The 596-nt window shown below is 65.9% G+C and carries 1 protein-coding gene; it reads right to left on the bottom strand.

Annotated elements, in window-relative coordinates; all coding sequences use genetic code 11:
- On the bottom strand, window positions 1-596 hold a 596-nt coding region (locus tag AX750_RS23285), incomplete at both ends, for a 5'-nucleotidase C-terminal domain-containing protein (RefSeq protein ID WP_197432857.1).

Raw genomic sequence — 596 nt, 5'->3', positions numbered from 1 at the left:
CCGCCCTGGAAATAGGGGTCGGGGTGGAAGATGTTGTCGGCGACGTCCTCGAGGATCTCCTTGAGTTGGGCGCCGGTCATCTCGTTGCGGTAGCAGTTGGGGTAGGTCATCGCCGTGGCGTTGGTGATCGCCTCCCAGGTGATGGCGTCGCCCGGCAGCAGCGTCCCACCCCAGCGGAAGCCCGGCGACAGCGCGATCTCGGCGTCGCGCTGCTCCAGCATGGCCTCGCAGATCAGATCGTCGAAGGTGCCATTGAAGTTGCCGCGCCGGTAGAGCAGCGAATCCGTCCGGCCGATTTCCTTCGCGAGATGGGCCGCATAGGGCGCGCGCACCTTGGAGATCAGCGCGGCCATGTCGGCATCGGGGGCGATCGCGTCCGAGAAGACCGGCATCAGCTTGAAGCGGATGTCGGAGACCTTGCCGTCCTTGGTGGCGATGTCGAGCCGCGAGACGAATTTGCCATGCGAGCCCGAGCCGACGAGCACGGTGTCGCCGACGCGGATCAGGCCCGGCATCGCGTCATGGGTGTGCGCGGTGAGGATGATGTCGAGGCCCTTGACCCGCGAGGCGAGCTTCTTGTCGACGTCGAAGCCGTT

The organism is Methylobacterium sp. CCH7-A2 (genome assembly GCF_001557075.1).
In the GTDB taxonomy this organism is placed as follows: domain Bacteria; phylum Pseudomonadota; class Alphaproteobacteria; order Rhizobiales; family Beijerinckiaceae; genus Allobosea; species Allobosea massiliensis.
Note: the sequence above shows the minus strand (reverse complement) of the source record. Positions and strands in the feature narration are given on the sequence as shown.